Source organism: Arthrobacter sp. 05N425 (assembly GCF_056397125.1).
Genome location: NZ_JBFTMU010000006.1, coordinates 63607 through 83891, shown reverse-complemented (window position 1 = coordinate 83891; position 20285 = coordinate 63607). Strand labels below are relative to the sequence as shown.

The 20285-nt window shown below is 68.4% G+C and carries 18 protein-coding genes; 12 read left to right on the top strand and 6 right to left on the bottom strand.

Annotation, left to right across the window (positions count from 1 at the left end):
* Nucleotides 1-113: 113 nt before the first annotated feature.
* The 3 genes from AC1DGE_RS10455 to AC1DGE_RS10445 all read left to right on the top strand — a co-directional run bounded on the left by AC1DGE_RS10455 (nucleotide 114) and on the right by AC1DGE_RS10445 (nucleotide 3877).
* On the top strand, nucleotides 114-1439 hold the full coding sequence (locus AC1DGE_RS10455) for an APC family permease (protein WP_476909526.1): 1326 nt from the start codon (nucleotides 114-116) through the stop codon (nucleotides 1437-1439).
* The gene (locus AC1DGE_RS10450; protein ID WP_476909527.1) at nucleotides 1436-2764 is read left to right on the top strand and encodes a DUF2254 domain-containing protein; all 1329 of its coding nucleotides are present in this window, start codon (nucleotides 1436-1438) and stop codon (nucleotides 2762-2764) included. Before AC1DGE_RS10455 ends, AC1DGE_RS10450 begins: the two co-directional genes overlap by 4 nt.
* 90 nt (nucleotides 2765-2854) lie before the next feature.
* Nucleotides 2855-3877: a GNAT family N-acetyltransferase gene (locus AC1DGE_RS10445; protein WP_476917423.1), complete on the top strand. Its 1023-nt coding sequence runs from the start codon at nucleotides 2855-2857 to the stop codon at nucleotides 3875-3877.
* A 30-nt stretch (nucleotides 3878-3907) separates the two neighbouring features.
* On the opposite strand, the gene AC1DGE_RS10440 is transcribed toward AC1DGE_RS10445, so the two are convergent.
* On the bottom strand, nucleotides 3908-4426 hold the full coding sequence (locus AC1DGE_RS10440) for a DinB family protein (RefSeq protein ID WP_476909529.1): 519 nt from the start codon (nucleotides 4424-4426) through the stop codon (nucleotides 3908-3910).
* Nucleotides 4427-4490: 64 nt separating this feature from the next.
* Between AC1DGE_RS10440 and AC1DGE_RS10435 the strand changes: the two genes are divergently transcribed.
* Nucleotides 4491-4874, top strand: a complete 384-nt coding sequence (locus AC1DGE_RS10435; RefSeq protein ID WP_441418836.1) for a VOC family protein — start codon at nucleotides 4491-4493, stop codon at nucleotides 4872-4874.
* A 1236-nt stretch (nucleotides 4875-6110) separates the two neighbouring features.
* Here the strand turns inward: AC1DGE_RS10435 and AC1DGE_RS10430 are convergent.
* Nucleotides 6111-8633 carry a DNA gyrase/topoisomerase IV subunit A gene (locus AC1DGE_RS10430; RefSeq protein ID WP_476909530.1) on the bottom strand — a complete coding sequence of 841 codons (2523 nt, stop codon included), beginning with the start codon at nucleotides 8631-8633 and terminating at the stop codon, nucleotides 6111-6113.
* Between the two features lie 110 nt (nucleotides 8634-8743).
* On the opposite strand from AC1DGE_RS10430, the gene AC1DGE_RS10425 reads away from it, so the two are divergent.
* The 3 genes from AC1DGE_RS10425 (at nucleotide 8744) to AC1DGE_RS10415 (ending at nucleotide 13553) form a co-directional block, all read left to right on the top strand.
* A complete protein-coding gene (locus tag AC1DGE_RS10425) occupies nucleotides 8744-11491 on the top strand; it encodes a bifunctional acetate--CoA ligase family protein/GNAT family N-acetyltransferase (RefSeq protein ID WP_476909531.1) in 2748 nt (915 codons plus the stop codon).
* A gap of 33 nt (nucleotides 11492-11524) precedes the next feature.
* Nucleotides 11525-12268: a DUF5998 family protein gene (locus AC1DGE_RS10420; RefSeq protein ID WP_441418833.1), complete on the top strand. Its 744-nt coding sequence runs from the start codon at nucleotides 11525-11527 to the stop codon at nucleotides 12266-12268.
* Nucleotides 12269-12347: 79 nt separating this feature from the next.
* A complete protein-coding gene (locus AC1DGE_RS10415; RefSeq protein WP_476917452.1) occupies nucleotides 12348-13553 on the top strand; it encodes an alkaline phosphatase family protein in 1206 nt (401 codons plus the stop codon).
* A gap of 25 nt (nucleotides 13554-13578) precedes the next feature.
* Here the strand turns inward: AC1DGE_RS10415 and sepH are convergent, their stop codons facing one another.
* The gene (sepH, locus tag AC1DGE_RS10410) at nucleotides 13579-15015 is read right to left on the bottom strand and encodes a septation protein SepH (RefSeq protein WP_476917422.1); all 1437 of its coding nucleotides are present in this window, start codon (nucleotides 15013-15015) and stop codon (nucleotides 13579-13581) included.
* A gap of 324 nt (nucleotides 15016-15339) precedes the next feature.
* Between sepH and AC1DGE_RS10405 the strand changes: the two genes are divergently transcribed.
* Nucleotides 15340-15639: a DUF4193 domain-containing protein gene (locus tag AC1DGE_RS10405; protein WP_138769577.1), complete on the top strand. Its 300-nt coding sequence runs from the start codon at nucleotides 15340-15342 to the stop codon at nucleotides 15637-15639.
* A gap of 57 nt (nucleotides 15640-15696) precedes the next feature.
* On the opposite strand, the gene AC1DGE_RS10400 is transcribed toward AC1DGE_RS10405, so the two are convergent.
* Complete coding sequence (locus tag AC1DGE_RS10400) at nucleotides 15697-16182, bottom strand: DUF3093 domain-containing protein (protein WP_476892724.1); 486 nt, start codon at nucleotides 16180-16182, stop codon at nucleotides 15697-15699.
* A 120-nt stretch (nucleotides 16183-16302) separates the two neighbouring features.
* Between AC1DGE_RS10400 and dut the strand changes: the two genes are divergently transcribed.
* The 4 genes from dut (at nucleotide 16303) to AC1DGE_RS10380 (ending at nucleotide 18730) form a co-directional block, all read left to right on the top strand.
* Complete coding sequence (gene dut, locus AC1DGE_RS10395; RefSeq protein ID WP_476892723.1) at nucleotides 16303-16833, top strand: dUTP diphosphatase; 531 nt, start codon at nucleotides 16303-16305, stop codon at nucleotides 16831-16833.
* A 79-nt stretch (nucleotides 16834-16912) separates the two neighbouring features.
* On the top strand, nucleotides 16913-17629 hold the full coding sequence (locus AC1DGE_RS10390; RefSeq protein WP_441418829.1) for a DUF3710 domain-containing protein: 717 nt from the start codon (nucleotides 16913-16915) through the stop codon (nucleotides 17627-17629).
* Nucleotides 17622-18029, top strand: a complete 408-nt coding sequence (locus AC1DGE_RS10385) for a hypothetical protein (RefSeq protein WP_441418828.1) — start codon at nucleotides 17622-17624, stop codon at nucleotides 18027-18029. Before AC1DGE_RS10390 ends, AC1DGE_RS10385 begins: the two co-directional genes overlap by 8 nt.
* Nucleotides 18026-18730 carry a DUF3159 domain-containing protein gene (locus tag AC1DGE_RS10380; RefSeq protein ID WP_441418827.1) on the top strand — a complete coding sequence of 235 codons (705 nt, stop codon included), beginning with the start codon at nucleotides 18026-18028 and terminating at the stop codon, nucleotides 18728-18730. The genes AC1DGE_RS10385 and AC1DGE_RS10380 overlap by 4 nt, the downstream gene beginning before the upstream one ends.
* Nucleotides 18731-18791: 61 nt before the next feature.
* Here the strand turns inward: AC1DGE_RS10380 and AC1DGE_RS10375 are convergent, their stop codons facing one another.
* Both AC1DGE_RS10375 and AC1DGE_RS10370 read right to left on the bottom strand, forming a co-directional pair.
* A complete protein-coding gene (locus AC1DGE_RS10375) occupies nucleotides 18792-19562 on the bottom strand; it encodes a potassium channel family protein (protein ID WP_476917421.1) in 771 nt (256 codons plus the stop codon).
* A complete protein-coding gene (locus AC1DGE_RS10370; RefSeq protein ID WP_441418825.1) occupies nucleotides 19563-20234 on the bottom strand; it encodes a potassium channel family protein in 672 nt (223 codons plus the stop codon).
* Nucleotides 20235-20285: the final 51 nt, after the last annotated feature.

Below are 20285 nucleotides of genomic sequence, written 5' to 3'. Positions count from 1 at the left end.
CGATTTCTGGAACCCGCTGGTTCATTCTTTGCTCCAAGGACCTCGCCTGGCAACCATCCGGGTCAAGCCGGGGCCGGGCAGGGGTTCCACCGCCGGGGCTAGACTCGGACGTCATGGCTGATGATTCCAAGAAGCTGTCCCTGGCCGGTTCCGTCTCCCTCGGGACGGGGGTGATGGTGGGCGCAGGGATTTTCGCCCTGGTCGGCCAGGTCGCCGGCCTTGCGGGCGGGCTGGTGCCGGCGGCGTTTCTTGCCGGAGCGGTTGTCGTCGCCTTCAGTTCCTACTCCTACGTGAAATACTCCGGAGCCAACCCGTCTTCCGGCGGCATCGCCATGCTGCTCAAGGCTGCGTACGGTCCCGGGGTCATTGCAGGGGCGTTCTCGCTGTTTATGTACGTGTCCATGGTGGTTGCGGAGAGTCTTCTGGCCCGGACCTTTGGCACCTACCTGCTCCGGCCCTTCGGCTTGCAGGGTTCCGCGCTGCTGGTGCCGGCCCTGGGTGTGGCGGCGATTGCCGCCGCCGCCCTGGTCAACATGTTCGGCAATACCTTGGTGGAGAGGTCGGCGACCGTCACGGCCGCGGGCAAGATCATCGGAATCGCGGCGCTGGCGATCGCGGGCCTGCTGGCCTCGGGCTGGTCCTCGCTGGGGACTGCGCTTACCGGCGGATCGGGTGAACCTCCGCAGCAGGGCATCCTCGGCTTCCTGGCCGGCACAACGCTCTGCATCCTGGCGTACAAGGGGTTCACCACCATCACCAATCAGGGCGGTGACATCAAAGAGCCCAAAAAGAACATCGGCCGGTCCATCATCATTTCCCTGGCGCTGTGCACCGTCATTTACCTGCTGCTCACGGTGTCGGTTACCGGCAGCCTGAGCGTCCCGGAAATCATGAAGGCCCGGGATTACGCCCTGGCACGGGCCGCGGAGCCGCTCTTCGGCACCTGGGGGGTTGGCCTGACCATCGCCCTGGCCGTTGTCGCCACGCTCTCCGGCCTGCTCGCCAGCCTCTATTCAGTGTCCAGGCTCTACGCGATGCTCCAGGAGATGAAGCAGGCTCCGGCGCTTCCGGGAAAGGTCAAACACCAGCCCCTGCTCATCACCGCCGGCCTGGCGATCCTGGTCACCGTCTTTTTCGACCTGAGCAAGATAGCCTCCCTCGGCGCCCTGCTGTATATCAGCATGGACATCGCCGTGCACCTGGGAGTTATCCGTCACCTGCACCGGGACATCGGGGCCGCGAGGTGGGTTCCCGCCGTCGCGATCATGCTGGACCTCGCCGTCCTGGGGGCGTTCGTTTTCGTCAAGGCGGGGCAGGACCTGCTCACCCTGGGTGTGGGCGCCGCCCTGGCCCTGGCCATCTTCCTGGCCCAGTGGTGGGCCGTCAAACGCCGCGACAACAGTGGCGACGCCGCCGACCGCCAGCAGTCAACAGTATGATCCGGCGAATCCGGGCCGCCTTCCGCGCCCGCCTGTGGCCGATCCCGGTCCTCGCCGTGGCCCTGGCCGTGGCGCTGGGCGTCGGGCTGCCGGCGCTCGACAACCTGCTGGACGAGCGCATGCCGGGGGCGCTGGAGAACTACCTCTTCAGCGGCGGACCCGAAGCCGCCCGCGCGGTACTGCAGGCCATCTCCGGATCCCTCATCACCGTCACCTCCCTGACGTTCTCCCTCACCGTCGTGACCCTCCAGTTGGCCAGCAGCCAGTTCTCCCCGCGGCTGCTCCGCACGTTCACCAGCGACAGCTTCGTGCATTGGACCCTGGCGCTGTTCCTGGGGACCTTCTCCTATTCGTTGACGGTTCTCCGCAGTGTTCGAAGCGCCGCTGAGAGCCGGGATGAGTTCGTCCCCGACATCGCGGTCACGGTGGCCTTCCTCCTGGCCCTGGCCAGCGTCATAGGCCTGGTCCTTTTCCTGGCACACCTGACCCGGGAGATCCGGGTCGAGACCATGATGAAGAACGTCCATGCCGAAACCGCCGCCACCATCGAGCGGGTGATTCCCAAGGACCCGGCCCCCGGATCAAACCAGCCCGCCGGGCCCGGAGCGGCACGCCTGGCGGCCGGTTCGTCCGGCTTCCTCAACTCGGTTGACGCAGCAGCAGTGGTCGACGTCGCCCGGGCTGCCGGCGCCATCATCCGGATCGACGCGTGGCCCGGGGAATCCCTGATTGCCGGCGTTCCCTTTGCCACCGTCTGGGCGGCAGGGGAGCGCAAAGAGTTCACCGCTGCCGAGCTCGAGGACCTCACCCGGCGTCTTGGCGACGCGGTGACCATAGGCTTTGAGCGCACGAACGATCAGGATCCCGCCTTCGGCTTCCGTCAGTTGGCCGACGTCGGGGCCCGTGCCCTGTCGCCCGGGACGAACGACCCCACGACGGCGGTGCACGTCATAGGCCACCTCTCCAGCCTGCTGTGCGTGCTGGCGGGCCGGGACCTGCGCGACGAGGCAGCCAAAGACGGCGACGGCGTAGTCCGTGCCATCTTCGCCAGGCCCGGCTTCGACCATTACCTCTCCCTTGCCGTCTCGCAGATCCGGCACTACGGCATGCAGGACGCCGACGTTGGAAACCGACTGCTGGCGCTCTTCGAAGAAGTCAGCTGGTGCGACCGCCTGGGTGCCCGGCGCGCAGCCCTCGAAACCCGGCTCTCGGAACTGCGGGAGAGCATCGAACACCACGAATACAGCAGCGCCGAAAAACGGACGCTGGCCGAAAAGTATGAGCACGTCCGTTTAGCGGTCACGTCGGCGCCGCACTTTTCCTAATCCGCGTCACCATGTCCGCCGTCCGCGAATTATTCAGCCGGGCCGCGCCGGTGCTGGCGCGGAAGTAGTGCCGGCACTAGCCTGTAAGCCATGAACGGACGCACCGACCCGCAGGCCGGCCTGGACCGCCGCCTGACGTGGAGGCCCGCCGGCGCCGCCGAGCTTGACGACTGGGCCGCCCTGATTGCCCGGACGGCCGCCGTCGAGCGGCCCGTCTGGTTCGAGCGGCGCGCGGACCTGACCCAGATCCTGGACTCCCGGACGAACCCGGCGGCCACGAACAGCATCCTCGGCTTCGACGGCCAGGGGGTCGCACGGGCCTACGCCAGGCTCACGAAAAACGCCGACGGGGACAAGGCCGTCGGCTACGGCTGCGTGGAGCCCGGGTGGCAGGGCAGCGGCGTCGGAACCGGGCTGCTGGCCTGGCTGGAAGCGCGGACCCGGCAGCGGTTCGCCGAAGTTTCGAAAGAGATTGCGGACTCCGTGGACCCGGCGGCACGGCCGGCCGTGCCAAAACTGCGCCTCTACATGGAAGAACAGCATGCTCATCAGGCGGCGCTCTTCGGCAATCGCGGCTACCGGGTTGTCCGCTACTACAACGAAATGCACCGGCCGCTGGACCAGGCCATTCCCGAGGCTGTCCTGGACGGCGGCCTGGAACTGGTGGGTTTTGGGCCGGGGCTGCACGAGGCCGTGCGTCAGGCCCATAATGACGCCTTCAGGGACCACTGGGGCAGCGAACCCCGCGACGAAGAGGCTTGGGGTTTTGTGGTGAACGATCCGCAGGCCCGGCCGGACCTCAGCGCCGTCGTCGTGGAGACTTCCAGCGGGAGGGTGGCTGGCTACCAGCTCGCCAGCCACGATGCCGAGGGCGCGGCGGACCGCGGCTTCAAGGAGGGCTACACCGACCTGCTCGGAGTGCGCCGCGAGTTCCGCGGCCGGGGCGKCGCCCAGGCGCTGCTGGCCGACGCCATGCGCCGCTTTGCCGCGGCGGGAATGGACAAGGCCTCGCTCGATGTCGACTCGGAGAACCCCACGGGAGCCCTGGCGCTCTACACCAAGATGGGATACCGCACGGTCAACCGCAGCATGGCCTGGGACAAGGAACTCTAGACAGTCCCCGGCACGTCAGCCATCCACACGCTATCCATCCACATCGTGGAGGTGGTGCACGACGTCGTGCAGGAAATACTGCGCGAAGCTCAGCACCGTGAATTCCGAGCCGTTGCTGCGGGTGCCCTTGCGGCCCCAGTCCTGCTCCGGGACGCGGCCGAAGGACGCGGCGATTTGCTCGCCTTCGGCCGTCAGCTCGGCGCTCACCTCGGCGGGGTCGGCTCCCGCGTAGTCCTGCTCCACCGCGGTCCGGTCCTGGTCCCAGTCCTCGAAGCGGGCGTCGTCCTGGGTCAGCATCAGGTCGAGGCGGTGGTCGAAAAGGGTAAAGACGTCCCGGACGTGGCAGGCGTACTCCAGCGCCGACCAGGTGTTCCCGTATGGGCGGACGGCGGCATCCGGGCGCCGCAGCACGGCGCGCCAGCGCGGCAGCATGCTGGCGACCCGTCCCGGCGCCGTGGCGGGGGTGCAGGCGGAGATGTCGAAACCGCACTCGGGGCACGGCCGTGACAGCACCCAGGTCCAGTCTTTTTGATCGGGCACGATAGGCATGTCTGCAGTCTAGGCGAAGGAGTAGGATGCGTTCCGGGGGAAGGGCCTGGAAAGGAACATAGCCATGCTCAAAGACCACCCGGTCGGCGCCGTCCTGCCGGCCGCGGACCTCGCCCGTGCGCGGGGTTTCTACCGCGACAAACTCGGACTCGAACCGGATAACCCGGATGCCGAGGACAACCTGATGTACACGTGCGGCGCCGGCAGCAGATTCCTGGTGTACCAGACGCAAAACGCCGGTTCGGCCAAGAATACCCAGATGGGATGGATGGTCCCCGATGTGCCGGCCACCGTCGCCGAGCTCCGCGCGGCGGGGGTCGTCTTCGAGGACTACGACTTCCCGGGCCTGAAGACCGAAGACGGCATCGCCACGCTGCCGGACGGCAGCACCGCTGCATGGTTCCTGGACAGCGAAGGCAACATTCTAAACATCAACTCGGGGATGTAGGACCCGCCAGATGACCCCGGTTGGCCGCTCATGGCGGCGGCCCGGGGTCAGTCGCGGGGATCAGTCACCCGAACAGGGACACCCTGAGCAGCACAGCTAGCGTCCATCCATGCTCGGAGTTTTTTGTCGATGGAGCATCATGCACTTCACTGTGCCTAGGTCCGAGCTATGTCTGACTGCCGACCTGTGCTCTGCGTGGGTGGAGGTGAATCCAGGCGATTCGAGCGCCCCAAATCAAGGTTGCGGTCCCAGGGATGACCGCAAGAACCATCGGGTAGTACCTGACGTAAAAGGAGTCAGCTATCGTTCCATCGACCATGACGAAAGTGCACTCCACTCCGAGCGGGACGAACTCGTAAGTTCCTCCGGGCGCAGACGGGAATCCCTCGGGGTTGTGCACCGTGTCGGCAGGCAGATGCTCGGAATAGCAGTACTGCGAGAATGTCTGATGATCGTGAGACATGATAAGTCGGTCAAACGCGCCTACAGCTAAGTACCAAGCAACGGAAAGAATCACGCAGGTCAGAAACAAGATCATTTTCCGTGCCATTCGCCCCCCGGAATGTTGTTTTAGGGGAACACTATTGCACACTGCCCACAACTTGCCTCACGGGGTGGACTTGCCACACGCAATCGCCCGCGGGCCCCACGGTCCAGTACGGAATGCAGGGCGCAGCGTTCAATAGGGACATACTGACAAGTTGTCCCGTTGCCTCATCCAGTGTGTCCTTACGGTCGAATCCAGGCGGGGGTAGGATTCACGCAAGTGGAACCTGAAGGATATTAGCCTTCTGTTCCAGCCGTGGGCCAAACATCGATAGGGGTGTGCACCCTCGAACCGGGCACGACATAGAGCGTGCCGAGTTCGCCGCAATTCAGGACCTACACCAATGTCCGTTTGCTCGAAAATTCCCTATCCAACACTCGGGTCTGCGGAGCTGGCCCTTCGTGCCATCCAAAGAATCGCTTCGACGCGGGGACGAAAGTCGCCAACCGGTGCCTACTTTTGCAGCCACTGCCGGCAGTGGCACCTCACCTCGAAGTCGAGAACTCGGGTGCCACCATGGTCCCCGCGGGCTGGCTCCGCCACAATGCGGGTTCGCAACTGATTGCGCCCGGCCGTTTGCCAGAAATGGCCGCTAAGCCGGGCAAGTTAGCGGCCATTCGTGGCGAAAGAGTGGACCTGGAAGCTTGCGCCGGCCCGCACGGCACCGGACGCCCGGTCTGACGGCCCGCCTAGGCCTCCGGCGCCGCTTCTTCCTCGGCCCAGGCCATGCTCGGACCGATCGCGTCTATGGCCTGGGACAGCGGAATGCCGGAGCCGTCGCGGCGGCCGTGCTCGCCCGGAAGCGAGCGGGCCACCCCGGCCAGCGAGGATGCCTTCGCCGGGCCGTGACCGGCCCAGGCGAGGAGCAGGGTGTCCTCGCCCTTGAGGAAGCGGTGCGCGCGGACACCGGCCGTGCCGCGGCCCTTGGCCGGGTACTCCGCCAGCGCCGTGACCTTGGCGGCGCCCGGGGCGGTGCCCGGCAGCGCGCCCTCGGTGCCGGCGATGGTGACCACCACGGCGGCGTCGTCGTCTGGGCGCGCCGTGCCGAAGTGCAGCACCCGGTCACCGGCAGCCAGCTTGATCCCGGCCATACCGCCGGCGGTGCGGCCCTGCGGCCGGACCGCGGAGGCGCTGAAGTGCAACAGCTGGGCCTGGCGCGTCACGAAGACCAGCTCGACGTCGTCGGCGGCGGCGGGCTCGACGCCCACCACGGTGTCCTTGTCCTTGAGCGCGATCACTTCCCAGTCCTCGCGGTTCAACGGGTAGTCCGGCTGGACGCGTTTGACCACGCCCTGCGCGGTTCCGATCGCAAGGACCTGATCCAGCGGCGCGAAGGCCACGAGGGTTTCGCCCTTGAGCAGCGTGATGAAGTCCTTGGCGGGGACGCCGCCGGCCATGTTGGGGGTGCCCGAGGTGGGCGGCAGCACCGGCATGTCCATCACCTGGAGCCGCAGCATCCGGCCCTGCGACGTGACCGCGGCAATCTCGCCGCGAGCGGAGGTCCTGACCACGGAGCGGAACACGTCGTGCTTGGCCCGCGGGCCCGACTCGGCGAGGCTGTCCTGGTTGGCCGTGCGGGCGATCTGGCCGGAGGCCGTGAGGATGGCCCAGCAGGGGTCGTCCGCGATCTCCAGGGCCAGCGGCGCGGCCTTGCCCTTGGCGCCGGGTGCGGCGGCGACGGCGGCGGCCACCGTGGGGGAGACGGCCTCGGATTCGAGCAGCACGGTCCGTCGCGGCGTGCCGTACTTGTCGGCGAGTTCGCCGAGCTCGTCGGAAACCAGCCCGCGCAGCAGCTCGGGGGAGTCCAGAATGGCCTGGAGTTCCGCGATCTCGCGGCGCAGCTCCTCCTGTTCCTTCTCCAGCTCGATCCGGGAGTACTTGGTCAGCTGACGGAGCCGCAGCTCCAGGATGTAGTTGGCCTGGATCTCGGAGAGATCGTAGATGGACATCAGCCGGGTGCGGGCCGCGGCGGCCTCGTCCGAGGAGCGGATGATCTGGATGACCTCGTCGATGTCCACGATCGCGATGAGCATGCCCTCGACCAGGTGCAGGCGGTCCTTCTTCTTGCCCAAGCGGAAGGAGGTGCGGCGGCGGACCACGTTGATGCGGTGGTTCACGTAGACGGAGAGCAGCTCCAGCAGGCCCAGGGTCTGCGGCTGGCCGTCGACGAGCGTGACGTTGTTGATGCCGAAGGAATCCTCCATCGGCGTGAAGCGGTAAAGCTGCTGGAGCACCGCGTTCGGGTTGAAGCCGTTCTTCAGCTCGATCACGAGCCGCAGCCCGTGCTTGCGGTCGGTGAGGTCCACGATGTCGCTGATGCCGGTCAGCTTCTTGCCGTTGACCGCGTCCTTGATCTTCTCGATCACCTTCTCCGGGCCCACCATGTACGGCAGCTCCGTGACCACGAGGCCGGTGCGGCGCGCCGAGAGCTGTTCGACGTCGACCTTGGCCCGGGTCTTGAAGGAGCCGCGGCCGGTGGCGTAGGCGTCGCGGATGCCGTCCAGGCCTACGATCCGGCCGCCGGTGGGCAGGTCGGGGCCCGGGACGAACTTCATGATGTCCTCGAGCGAGGCGTCCGGATGCGCGATCAGGTGCCGCGCCGCCGCCACCACTTCACCCAGGTTGTGCGGGGCCATGTTGGTGGCCATGCCGACGGCGATGCCGGTGGCGCCGTTGACCAGAAGGTTCGGGAACGCGGCCGGGAGCACGTCGGGCTGGGTGAGCTGGTTGTCGTAGTTCGGGACGAAGTCCACCACGTCTTCGTCGAGGTGGTCCGTCATGGTCAGCGCCGCCGCCGCCAGCCGGGCCTCGGTGTAGCGCGGGGCGGCCGGGCCGTCGTCGAGCGAGCCGAAGTTGCCGTGGCCGTCGATCAGGGGCAGCCGCAGGGAGAAGTCCTGCGCCATCCGCACCATGGCGTCGTAGATCGCGGTGTCGCCGTGCGGGTGCAGCTTGCCCATCACTTCGCCTACCACGCGGGCGCTCTTGACGTGTCCGCGGTCGGGGCGCAGGCCCATCTCGCTCATCATGTACAGGATGCGCCGCTGCACGGGTTTGAGGCCGTCGCGGGCGTCGGGCAGGGCCCGGGAGTAGATGACCGAATAGGCGTACTCCAGGAACGAGCCTTCCATTTCGGAAGTGACGTCGATGTCGACGATGTTCTCGATGAAGTCCGGGGATTCCCCTGCCGGGGGCGTGGTTTGGCGGCGTGCCATGAGGCTGGTGGGTCCTTCTACGGGTTACTCAGTTGATGGTGCGTTGGTCTTGCGTGGCTGTTGAGGCGCGATGACGGCGGGCAGCTCAAGTTTATGGCTAGGCTAAGCCTATGGTGGATCAGCCCGCGGACGGCGTATATCCGGAACATTGGGAAGCCGATGTCGTGCTGCGCGACGGCGGGACAGCGCACCTGCGCCCCATCCACCCTGCCGACTCCGACGCGGTGCAGGCCTTCCATGTGGGCCAGTCGCAGAAGTCGATCTACATGCGCTTCTTCGCCTTCAAGTCCAAGCTGTCCGCCAAGGAACTCAAGCGCTTCACCGAGGTCGACTACAAGGACCGGGTGGCCCTGGTGATCACCATCGGCGGAGAAATCATGGGCATCGGCCGCTACGACCGGCTCGACGACCCGGAAGAGGCGGAGGTGGCGTTCAACATCGCCGACGCGCACCAGGGCCGCGGGATCGGCTCCATCCTGCTCGAACACCTCGCCGCTGCGGCCCGCGAAAATGGCATCCGCAAGTTCAGCGCCGAGGTGCTGCCGGAGAACCGCAAGATGCTGATGGTGTTCTCCGACGCCGGTTACGACGTCAAACGGCACTTCGACGACGGCGTCGTGAGCCTCGAGTTCAACATCGACCCCACGGACAAGTCCCGGGCCGTGATGGAGTCCCGCGAACACCGCGCCGAGGCCCGCAGCATCCAGGAACTGCTCGCCCCGTCCTCGGTAGCCGTCATCGGTGCCAGCCGCAAATGGGGCACCGTCGGCTACCAGCTGCTGGAACACATCATCGAGGGCGGCTTCACCGGCCCGGTCTACGCGATCAACCCCGAGGCCCTGGAACTGGCCGGCATGCTGTCCTTCGCCAAGCTCTCCGAGGTCCCCGGACCGGTCAAGCTCGCCATCATCGCGGTCCCGTATGACGAGGTGCCCAAGGTGGTCCAGGAGTGCGGGGAAGCCGGGGTCAAGGGGATCGTGGTGGCCACCGCCGGCTACGCGGACGACGGCGAACGCGGCCTCGCCCGGCAGCGCGACCTGGTCCGCCAGGCCCGCGCCAACGGCATGCGCGTGATCGGCCCGGCCTCGCTGGGCATCGTCAACACCAACCCCGCCGTGTCCCTCAACGCCTCGATGGCTCCCTCGCTGGCGCGCCGCGGCGGCCTCGGCCTGTTCAGCCAGTCCGCGGCGATCGGCGTCTCGCTCTACGCCGCCTCCAGCCGCCGCCGGGTGGGCATCTCCACCTTCCTCTCCGCCGGGAACCGCGCCGACGTGTCCGGCAACGACATGATGCAGTTCTGGGAGGACGACGCCGACACCACCGCCGTCGGGCTCTACCTCGAATCGATCGGCAACCCGCGCAAGTTCTCCCGGCTGGCCCGGCGGCTCGCGCGGACCAAGCCGGTGATCGTGGCCAAGTCCGATGCGATGGGCCTGAACCTGCCTCCCGGCCACGCCGTGCGCACCACGCAGGCGCCGCCCGAGGCCCTGGACGCCATGATGCGGCAGGCGGGCGTGATCCGGGTGGAGACCATTGAAGAGCTGATGGACGTCGCCCAGATCGTCTCCAGCCAGCCGCTGCCGAAGGGGCCCGGCGTGGCCGTGTTCAGCAACTCAAGCGCGCTCGGCAAGGTGGTGGCCGACCGGGCCACCGCGGCCGGTCTCGGCGTGGAGCGCATCGTGGCCGACGTCGACCTGGACGCCGGCATGTCCAAGTCGCTGCCGGCACTACGCCGCAGCCTGCAGGAGACCCTGACCGTCGACTCGGTGCACGCCGTCGTGGTCGCGCTGTTGCCGGCCCGGGGGCTGACCGTCGAAAAGATCGGCGCGGTGCTGGCCGAGTGCTCGGCGGCCGCCGGGAAGCCTGTGGTTGCCGCGTTCACCGGCCTTCTTGACCCGTCCATCTACGTCGAGGGCATGGTCGGCGCTCCCGCCGAAGCCGGCGCGGGATCCGCGGCCGCGGGAGCCGCCGCGGAAGCCACAGCTGCGGAACCGGCCGCCGGGGTGCCCTGCTACTCCAACCCCGGGGCCGCCGTCGCCGCCCTCGCCGCGGTGGTGCGCTACGCCCACTGGGTGGTCCGTGACCAAGGGCTGTTTGTGGAGCCCGAAGGCTGCGACCCGGAGGGCGCCCACGAGGACCTGGAGGAGCTGCTCCGGCCCGTGAGTGGCGAGCAGCTGGTCCGGTTGGACCCTCCGTCCGCCGCGAAGCTGCTGGGCCGCTACGGCATCCGGGTGCTGCCCTCGGAGGGCTTCGAGTCGGAAGACGACGCCGTCGCCGCGGCGGAGCGGCTCGGCTGGCCGGTGGCGCTGAAGACCACGGACCCGGCGCTGCGGCACCGCCTCGACCTTGGCGGGGTACGCCTGGACATCCAGGACGCCGACTCGCTGCGCCGCAACATCGCCCAGATGCGCAAATCACTGCAGCGCTACGGCTCACCGTCCCTCGAGGTCCAGTCGATGGCCCCGGTGGGGCAGGCCTGCACCTTCCGCGCCATCGAGGACCCGCTGCTGGGCCCGGTGGTGTCCTTCGGGCTGGCCGGCGACGCCGTGAACCTCCTCGATGACTGGGCCCACCGGGTGCCGCCGCTCTCCGGCTCCGACGTGCACGACTTCATCCGCGCGCCCCGCGCGTCGCGCAAACTCTTCGGCTACCAGGGCCTGCCCGCCGTCGACGCTGCCGCGCTCGAGGACCTGGCGGCCCGGCTGACCAGGCTCAAGGACAACCACCCCGAGATCGCCCTGGTGGAGTTCAACCCGGTGCTGGCCGGACCAGACGGCGCCGTGATCCTGGCCGCCGACGTCCGGATTGCCAACGCCGCCCAGCGCACGGACACGGCCAGGCGGGCCATGCGCAGTTAGCATGTCCCCAGCCGATCTGTGAAAATGGGAGCCATGAGTTCCCAGCCTCCAGCATCCCAGCCCCAGGCGTCCGTCTCCGGCCGCCACGGCTCCCCGCACCAGGGCCTGCACGACCACAGCGCGCAGGGCCAAAGCCTGGACGGCGCCCTCCAGCAGGCAGGCTTCTACCCCCGCCTGGTCGCCGACGTCGTCGCCGACGCCTTGGACGGCCGCGACTGCGTGGCCCACCTGGTCCACCTCGAGACCCACTTTGACCGTGCCGAAGTGCGCCGGCACATCACCGTGCTCGTGCTGACCGAGGACATGCTGGTGATCACCCATGTGGACGACCAACAGCTCGACGAGGCCGGCGAGCAGATCGTCGCCCAGGTTTCCACCGAGTCCGTCCCCGTCACGCAGATCCGCTCGGTGGTGCTCAGCTACGTCTACGCACAGCCGCAGGACTACAAGCCCTCGGACCCGGTCCGTGAGCTGACCCTCTCGATTGCCTGGTCCGGCGGCCAGCGCCTCGACATGGGCCCCGCCAGCTGCGGTGACCCGCAGTGCGAAGCCGACCACGGCTACAGCGGCACGATCGCGCAGGAGGACATCGTGCTGCGGATCAGCGCCGAAGCCGACGGCCTGCAGGCCGTGCAGGACGCGAAGCTCTTCGCCCGCGCACTCCGGGCCGTGAACACCGGCTCCACGGCCCCCGCGCCGCACGGTGTCCCCACGCTTCCGCCGCGCCCGCGTACCGGCGTCTTCGGAAACCGCCTCAGCCGCGGCCACCAGCGCTGAGATGGTGCCGGTCCGCGCCTCCGGGTCCCCGCTGCCTTCGCCGCAGGCGTCCGTCCGTGCTCCCGGCGGCCCCGCCGGGATGCCCGCGTCCCCGGCCTATGGGGAACGTTCCATCGCGGAGGTGCTCAGCAGCGCCGCGGCCAGCCTCGGCGTCCCCGGTTTCCAGAACCGGCTGAACCTCCCTTCGGCAAAGCACGTCTGCGTCGTCCTGGCCGATGGCCTCGGCCGGCAGCTGCTCAAGCAGAAGATCGCCCACACCCCGTTCCTGCGCTCGGTGCTGCAGGCCGGCCAGGGAGCCGTGCCGGTGTGGCTCGATGCGGCCTTCCCCTCCACCACGGCCGCGTCGCTGGCCAGTTTCGGGACCGGGCTGCCCGCCGGGCAGCATGGGATGGTCGGCTACGACGTGCTGGACCCGGACCAGGACCGGGTGGTCAACATGCTGGGCAACTGGGACGACGGCGTCGACCCTCAGCTCTGGCAGCCGCTGCCCACCGTGTTCGAGCGGGCCGCCGGGCATGTCGACGTGAGCACTGTCGCCCTGCCGCGGTTCAGCGACTCCGCCATGACCCAGGCCGCGCTGCGGGGCGGGCGCTTCCTGGCCGGGACCACCTCGCACGCCCGGACCGCGGCCGCGGCGGAAGCCATGGCCGGGGCGGACAGCTCGCTGATGTACTTCTACGTCCACGAACTGGACAAGGCCGGGCACCGCTACGGCTGCCAGTCGCCGCAGTGGGAACACCAGCTCGAAGAGCTCGACGCGACCGTCCGCCGGCTCAATGCCACCCTCCCCGTCGGCACCACCGTGCTGGTCACCGGGGACCACGGCATGCTCGACGTGCCGGAATCGCAGCGGATCGACTACTCCGCCGAGCCGGACCTCATCGCAGGCGTCCGGCACACGGCAGGGGAGCCGCGCATGGTCCACCTCTACCTGGAGGATGGAGCCGGCGACGCCGGCCGGCTGCGGCTACTGGAGGCCTGGCAGGCCCGTTTCGGTGACCGGATCTGGGCCTTCACCCGGGAAGAGGCCGTGGCTGCAGGACTCTTCGGCGAGGTCCGGGGCCCGGTCGGGCCGCGGATCGGCGACATCATGATCGCTGCCCGCGACGCGCTGGCGTTCTACGACACCCGCAGGGTCCAGGCCAGGGCGCTGGAGGTGGTGGGGCAGCACGGCTCGCTGACCAAGGCGGAGCGCGAAATACCGCTGCTGTGCTTCGCCGCGGAAGGAAAGCCGGGTGGGCCCAAAGCCGCCGGAAAGGCCGCCAATAAAGCTCCGCGCCGCTGATTTGGTCCCTGGCGGGGCGGAGACCCTAGTCGCTGCGGGTGCCGAAGACGATTTCGTCCCAGCTGGGCACACTGGAGCGCTTGGGCTTGGAGGGCTGGCGCTCCGGCGTTTCGGGCTCACGTTCGTTCCGGGAGGCTTCGTTCCGGGAGGCTTCGTTCCGGGAGGCTTCGGTCCGGGAGGCGTCGCTGCGGGATGCCGCTGATGACTCGTTCTGCGCCCGCCGGGACGGTCCGCCGCCCAGGAGCTCATCCAGTCCGGGGCTGGACGTGGGACCGGTGCGTACCGGGCGCAGCTGCGAGGCCGCGATGGTGATCTCGCGGGTCTCGGTGCTGACCCCGTCGTGAAGCTTCAGCGCGTCGTCTTCGCTATTGTCCTGGTGCCGTGGCGCCAGGCTCAAGCGGGAGAGCATGGACGGCCGGGCGTCCCGGCGTCGGGTCAGGGCGTCGGGGTTGGGAATCGAATGCGGTTCGGCTGACGCCGCGGGCGGGGTTGCTTCCTCTGCCGGCTCGTCCTCCCGGGGCGCCTCAACCTCCACCACGTCGTCTTCGGTCTCGTCCAGCGACGGAACCTCGGACGGCCGCGGGTGGGCGGCGGGAACACCGTTTGTCAGCAGCAGCGCCAGGGCGTCGTCGGCGTCTTCATCCAGGCCGAGGCGCTGCCCGCGGCGGGAACGGAGCATGTCCAGCAGCCCGTCGGCGTCCTTCTCCTGCTGAACTCCGTGCTGCTGAACGATGCTGAGCTGCGCCGTGGCACTGCGTGCCGCGGCTTCCGCATCGGTCTCGAAATCAAAGGGCCGGTCCGAAACCGCCGAGAGGCGGCGGGCCGGGACAGGGCCGTCCATCGGCTCGAGTTCGCTGAGCTGCTGGGCCCAGCGGTTGGCGTTCTGCAACGACTTGCGCGCCGGGCTGAACGTCCACATGGCCGGCGGCTCTTCACCGATCGCGGCGTGGGCGCCGGGCTGTGCATCGAAACGGGCCACCACGTTCCAGCTGCCGTCCGGGCGTCGCCAGGAGTCCCATTCCACCGTTGAAGGCTCGATTCCATGGGCCCGCAGCCGGTGCATGACCATGTCGTCCAAGGTCGCTGGCTGGTCGCCAAAAAAGGAACGGTAGCTGTCGTGACCCGCGGAAGGGGAGGCCACTTCGATTTTGCGCGCCTGCTGGGCGACGTACTCGCGTTCGGCCAGCACGGGGCCCTCGTACCGCTGCACCTTGGCCAGCGGAATGCCGGAAAGAGCGGCCACCTCCGCGGCGGTCGCACCGCTGCGGATCCTGGCCTGGATATCGCGGGGGGACATGGCAATGGGCTCCGCGCCCCCGCCGGAAGCAGCCCTCGCCGGCGTCCGGCTCGCAGCCGCCCGAAGAGCCTCATCGATCGGCAGCTGGAACATCTCGCCGCCGGTGCCACTCAACAGGAGATGCTCCCCGTCGTCGTGGACGCCTACAAGCCGTAGATCCTGCATACAAATCCTCCACCCTGGCATTACTAACATTCGAAACTCTGCCACCGTTGGGTCCCAATTCGGGTTAGGAGGGAGGGCGCGCCGTGATTTTCCGCGACTTTCCGCCGGATGGGGGCCGTCCGGAGCGGACGGCGCCGCCGCCGGACCACTGGCCTCTGGCGCTCGGCAGGGGTTTGGGCAAAAATGACCCGACATCGGGCACAAAAAGCGATTGTCCGGCGTTGACATCGGTGAACCGAACCCGGACCGGGGCGGGGGCTACCAGCCCCGCCGGTGCGGCGGAGGCGGACCAACCCAACGAATGCGGAGTGTGAGCAACAACTAATGGCGACAGACTACGATGCGCCGCGCAAGACTGAGGAAGACCTCAACGAGGACTCCATCGAGGAACTGAAGTCGCGGCGTACGGACAAGCCTTCCGCGGTGGTCGATGAAGACGAAACCGACCTCGCCGAAGGCTACGAACTCCCGGGCGCCGACCTGTCCGGCGAGGAGCTGCTGGTCCGGGTGCTGCCCGCCCAGGCAGACGAATTCACCTGTGCCTCCTGCTTCCTGGTCCGCCACCGTTCGCAGATCGCCCGCGAAAAGGACGGCCTGAAGTACTGCAAGGACTGCGAGGGCTAAGGGCCGCCGCCCTCCTGCCGGCCTGGGACCGGCCCGGGCTGTTGTTAGCCGGGGTTGTTAGCGCGACAGCGCCGTGACGAGCTCGTCGGGGTGCCGCGTGGACGCCAGCCAATACGGGGTGCGGTCCGAGGGGTCGGTGATCTCGATGCGGACCACCGGGTCGATCCAGCCGCGGATGCACATGAAGGCGAGGCCGTTGAGCCGGGTGCCGCGCTCCGCCGTCGCCTCCGCGCCGCGGAAGGCCGTGGCCTCGCCGACGAAACGGCGTTCAATCGTCGCCCGGCCCACGCGCAGCGTTGCGGCCGTCACCGTGATGGACGGCGTGGACACGATCAGCAACACCGCCAGGATCGTGAAGAGCACGACGGCGGCGGTGATGCCGGCGGCCATACTGATCGGCGCGAACACCAGGATGCCGGCCGCGGCCAGCCCGGCAGCCACCAGCCAGATCCAGAAATTCGGCCAAAGCTTTTCGCTGAACAGGACGGTGGCGTCGTTGGGGGTGCTGTTGGAGGCCGGCATGGCTGCGCTGGATTCGGGCATGAGCCCAGCTTTCCACTTTTCCCGGGCCATTTCACCTTGGCCGCCAGGCCGCCGCCCGCGGACACCGGGGGCGGCGGCGCGGTAGGTCTATCCTCCCCGCGGGCGTTACAGTGGGGAACTGTGACTGAAGAAACCACTGCCGTGAATACCCCGGCGGCAGACCCCTCGGCCAGCGGCCTTCCGGCCTACGGAGCCCCCACCCTGACGGTGCAGCTGAAGATGCTCGACGACGGCCTGCAGCCGCCGTCGTACGCCCACCCGGGCGACGCCGGCGCGGACCTGCGTGCCCGCGAGGACGTTGTGCTCGGGCCGGGGGAGCGGCGGCTGGTGCCCACCGGGGTGTCCATCGCGCTTCCTGACGGCTTTGTCGCCTTGATCCACCCCCGTTCCGGCCTGGCCACCAAGCACGGCCTGACCGTGGTGAACGCACCCGGCACGGTGGACGCGGGCTACCGCGGGGAGATCGCCGTGACTCTGCTGAATACCGACCGCGACGAGGCGATTGAACTGCGCCGCGGCGATAGAATTGCACAAATGGTCATCCAGCGCGTGGAGTACGCGGAGTTCGTGCCCGTCCAGGAGCTCAGCGATTCGGTCCGCGGCGCCGGCGGCTTCGGCTCCACCGGCGGTTTCGGCGCCCCCGGGGCCTGAGCCCCGCCCGTTTGACGCATCTGTTCCCTGTCCCGAGGCCGAGCGCCTGGCACAGGATCACAACTAAGGAGACAACACCATGGTTTTTGGGCGTGGCAGGAAAGCCAAGCAGGAGCAGTTGACGGACACCGGCGACACCCGGGAGGACGCAGCTGTTGACGCCGGCGCGCCCGCCGAGGGCACGGCTGGCGCCCTGCGGAGCGCCGGTCCCCATGACGTCGCGGACATCGACAACCAGGACGGCTACGTCGACCTCGGCGCCCTGTTGATTGCCCCGCGCGAAGGGCTGCAGCTCCGCCTTGAGGTCGAGGAAGCCACCCAGCGCGTCGTGGCCGTCACCATGGACCTGGAAGGTTCGAGCCTGCAGCTGCAGGCCTTCGCCGCGCCCCGCTCCGAAGGTCTCTGGGACGAAATCCGTGAGCAGATCGGCCAGTCCGTGGGCAGCCAGGGCGGCCAGGTTGAGGAGATTGAGGGCCACTTCGGCATCGAGCTCGTCGCCAAGCTGCCTGCCGGCGACGGCAGCGAGGGCTATCGGGTGGCTCGGTTCATCGGCGTCGACGGCCCCCGCTGGTTCCTCCGCGGTGTCCTCGGCGGAGACGCCGCACTGGACCGCGACGCCGCCGCCGGACTCGAGGAACTGTTCCGCCAGATCGTCGTGGTGCGGGGCGAGAGCCCCATGCCGCCGCGCGAGCTGCTTCAGCTCCGCCTTCCCCGGGACTCCGGCGTCGCGGCACCGCAGGGTGCCCCGGAGTTCGAGCAACCCGAGCGCGGACCGGAGACTACCCAGATTGGTTGATGCCGCCGGCAAGAAAGCTGCCGCAGCTGTCCCCGTGCGGGGGCTGCCCGAGCGCGGACGTGTGCTGTGCCGCGGCTTCATTGAATCTGTGACCTATGCCCCGGCCAGCGAGGTGGCAGCTTTCACAGCCATCGTCACCGACCATGACGCCCCGCCGGCCAAGGCGCGGCCGGCCGCTTCTGCGGTCCAGGCCGCCCAAGCCGGCCAGCCCGGCGTCCGGCGCAAGCGGCCTGCCGCGGCCGCCGACCGGCTCCGCGTGATCTGGCTGGGACGGCGCCGCATCCCCGGCGTGAAGGCCGGCCTGGAGCTACGGCTCGAGGGCATGGTCACTGTCCGGGACGGGCTGCCCACCATGTTTAATCCGCGCTACGAAATACTTTCCCGCCTGGAGGAACAATGAGCACGCCCGAAGACCAGCAGCCCTCGGTGGCCCAGCTCGCCGAAGGCTACGCGGCGAAGGCGGGACTGCACCGCACCAGCAACGGCAACATCGACGTGCTCAAGAGCGCCGGCGGTGTCCAGGGCATCGCCGAAAGCATCCTTCCGGGGCTGGTGTTCCTGATCGCCTTCACCGTGACCCGTGAACTTCCGCTGGCCCTGATCGCCGCGCTGGCGGTGGCCGCGGCGTTTACCGTCGCCCGGCTGATCCAGCGCAAGCCGCTGACGCAGGCGCTGGCCGGCATTGTCGGCGTCGGGCTATCAGCTTGGCTCGCGAACTCGACTGGCAAGGCCGAGGACTTCTACGTCCTGGGCTTCTTCACCAACCTCGGCTACATCCTTGCGATGTCGATCTCCATCGCGGTGCGCTGGCCTTTCGCCGGGCTGCTGTTCGGTTTCATCCGGAACGAGGGCCTGGACTGGCGCAAGCATCCGGCCCGGGTGAAGGCCTACCGGATCGGCACCTGGGTGATCATTTCGGTCCTGGCCCTGCGCCTGATCGTGCAGGTCCCGCTGTACCTGATGGGGGAGCAGGGCCTCGCAGGCCTCGCCACCACCAGGCTCATCATGGGCGCGCCGCTGTACATCCTGGGCATGTGGGTCGCCTGGCTGCTCACCCGTCCCGCGCCGGCCCCGGCTGACCAGCCGAGCGAAGCCGACTAACCCGCAGTTGTTGTCGTTTTGAGCGGTCAAAACGACAACAACTGCGAGCCAGTTGGGCGGTTCAGCCGTCGAAGCCGTCGTCGCCGGCGGGCTGGGTCTCGCGGCCATGCAGGTCCGCGTTGACCGGGTGCTGGCCGGCGCTCGAAGGTTCACCGGCTGACTCGACCTCGGACTCCGGGGCCGAGAGTAGGGCCCGCAGCCCGTCCTCGGCAGCGATGGTGGTGACGAAGAACAGTTCGTCGCCGCCGTCGATCACGTCGTCCCGGCTCGGCGTGATGGGCGCTTGGTCGCGCAGGATCGCCACCAGGGTCGCATCCTCCGGCCAGTCGATGTCGCCCACGGTCAGGCCAATCACGTGCGAATCATGCGGCACCGTGAACTCCACCAGCGAGGACACCCCGGTCTGCAGGGTCAGCAGGCGGACCAGGTCGCCGATCTCCACGGCCTCTTCCACGAGGGCTGTCATCAGCTGCGGGGTGTTCACCGCGACGTCGACGCCCCAGGAATCATCGAACATCCAGTCATTCTTCGGGTTGTTCACCCGGCCGACGGTCCGTCCCACACCGAACTCGGTCTTGGCCAGCAGCGAGACCACAAGGTTCACCTTGTCGTCGCCCGTCGCGGAGACCACGACGTCGGCGTCCTCCAGCCGGGCGTCCTTGAGGGTGCTGAGCTCGCAGGCATCGCCGACAAGCCAGTGCGCGCCGCGCAGCCCGCTGCGGCCGATCACCTCGGGCTTGAGGTCGATCAGCAGGATCTCGTGCTTGTGGGCCAGCAATTCACGGGCGATCGAGGAACCGACGCTGCCCGCCCCGACGATGACAACTTTCACTTAAGACTCCTTGGCGGGGGACTTGGCAAGAATGTGGGCGACCTCGGAGGTGCGGTCCACGCTGAGCATGGCGTGGACGGTGTCGCCGTCCTGGTACGAGGTTCCGGGCCCGGGGAGGATGCCCTCGCCGAAGCGCGTGAGGTAGGCGACGCGGATGTCGGCGGCCTTCTCAAGCGCTGACACCGGGTGGCCGATCCAGCCGGAGTCCACGTCCACCTCGGCCAGCACCAGCCGGCCGGAGGGGTCGCGGAAATCACCGGCGAGGTGCTGTTCCGGAAGGATCCGCCGGAGCACCTGGTCCGCGCTCCAGCGCACCGCCGCGACCGTGGGGATGCCGAGGCGCTGGTAGATCTCCGCGCGGCCCGGATCGTAGATCCGCGCCACGACGTGCGGAACGTGGAACGTCTCGCGGGCCACCCGGGTGGCCAGGATGTTGGAGTTGTCGCCGCTGGACACGGCAGCGAAGGCGTAGGCCTCCTCGACCCCGGCCTGCTTGAGGGTTTCCCGGTCAAAGCCGACGCCGGTGACCTTGCGGCCGGAGAAACCGGTCCGGAGCCGGCGGAACGCACGGTCGTCCTGGTCGATGATCGCGACCGAATGGCCGGCGTCCTCCAGTGTGTGCGCCAGGGTTGCCCCGACACGGCCACAACCCATGATCACGAAGTGCGCCACACGTGCCTCCTCAAGCTTCTGTGTCTGTTGCTGCGTAAAACTCTACCGGCC

What these genes read in the sequence shown, in the direction of transcription:
- AC1DGE_RS10455 (WP_476909526.1), top strand. Translation starts at nt 114, where the DNA reads ATGGCTGATGATTCCAAGAAGCTGTCCCTGGCCGGTTCCGTCTCCCTC.
- AC1DGE_RS10450 (WP_476909527.1), top strand. Translation starts at nt 1,436, where the DNA reads ATGATCCGGCGAATCCGGGCCGCCTTCCGCGCCCGCCTGTGGCCGATC.
- AC1DGE_RS10440 (WP_476909529.1), bottom strand. Translation starts at nt 4,426, where the DNA reads ATGCCTATCGTGCCCGATCAAAAAGACTGGACCTGGGTGCTGTCACGG.
- AC1DGE_RS10435 (WP_441418836.1), top strand. Translation starts at nt 4,491, where the DNA reads ATGCTCAAAGACCACCCGGTCGGCGCCGTCCTGCCGGCCGCGGACCTC.
- AC1DGE_RS10430 (WP_476909530.1), bottom strand. Translation starts at nt 8,633, where the DNA reads ATGGCACGCCGCCAAACCACGCCCCCGGCAGGGGAATCCCCGGACTTC.
- AC1DGE_RS10425 (WP_476909531.1), top strand. Translation starts at nt 8,744, where the DNA reads ATGGTGGATCAGCCCGCGGACGGCGTATATCCGGAACATTGGGAAGCC.
- AC1DGE_RS10420 (WP_441418833.1), top strand. Translation starts at nt 11,525, where the DNA reads ATGAGTTCCCAGCCTCCAGCATCCCAGCCCCAGGCGTCCGTCTCCGGC.
- AC1DGE_RS10415 (WP_476917452.1), top strand. Translation starts at nt 12,348, where the DNA reads ATGCCCGCGTCCCCGGCCTATGGGGAACGTTCCATCGCGGAGGTGCTC.
- sepH (WP_476917422.1), bottom strand. Translation starts at nt 15,015, where the DNA reads ATGCAGGATCTACGGCTTGTAGGCGTCCACGACGACGGGGAGCATCTC.
- AC1DGE_RS10405 (WP_138769577.1), top strand. Translation starts at nt 15,340, where the DNA reads ATGGCGACAGACTACGATGCGCCGCGCAAGACTGAGGAAGACCTCAAC.
- AC1DGE_RS10400 (WP_476892724.1), bottom strand. Translation starts at nt 16,182, where the DNA reads ATGCCCGAATCCAGCGCAGCCATGCCGGCCTCCAACAGCACCCCCAAC.
- AC1DGE_RS10390 (WP_441418829.1), top strand. Translation starts at nt 16,913, where the DNA reads ATGGTTTTTGGGCGTGGCAGGAAAGCCAAGCAGGAGCAGTTGACGGAC.
- AC1DGE_RS10380 (WP_441418827.1), top strand. Translation starts at nt 18,026, where the DNA reads ATGAGCACGCCCGAAGACCAGCAGCCCTCGGTGGCCCAGCTCGCCGAA.